Here is a 474-nt window from a genome sequence, read left to right on the forward strand (position 1 = left end):
CGCCCATCCACACCGCGAACCACTGTCCAAGGTGTGAAACCTCCGCCACGCTCTGGCTTTTCGACCGCGCCACGGCGGCGATGGCCGCATCGGGGCCGCTAGCGCCCCTCACGATCCTCAGCACCTTGCTCAAGGCGGCGCTATGCGCCGGCTCATGCTCGTGCAGCAGCTCGATCAGCATCGGCCCCAGATCGTCCCAGGCCCATTGGCCGGACCAGCTCGCGTCGCCGAGGACATCGTTGCCCCGGTTTTCAGCGGCATCCCCGGTCAGTTCGTACCGGATCTGGGCAAACAGGAATGCCGCCACTGCCTCGCGATGGTGCTCGTAAAGCGTGGGGAACCACGCCGGGAAGCCGTTGAGCTCGCACACTGCGTGCCGCGACGCGATCTCGACCTCATATGGACTGAGAGTTTTGAGGATCGAAGGCGTTTCTCGCGTCTCGATATCGAGGCCGGCAAGCCCTAGGATGGTGG

Annotated in this window: 1 pseudogene; it reads right to left on the bottom strand. The window is 64.8% G+C overall.

From position 1 onward, the window contains the following. Positions 1-474: pseudogene (locus EN749_RS38140) on the bottom strand (hypothetical protein); the annotation flags it as partial.

The organism is Mesorhizobium sp. M7A.F.Ca.ET.027.02.1.1 (assembly GCF_004022985.1).
Lineage (GTDB): Bacteria > Pseudomonadota > Alphaproteobacteria > Rhizobiales > Rhizobiaceae > Mesorhizobium.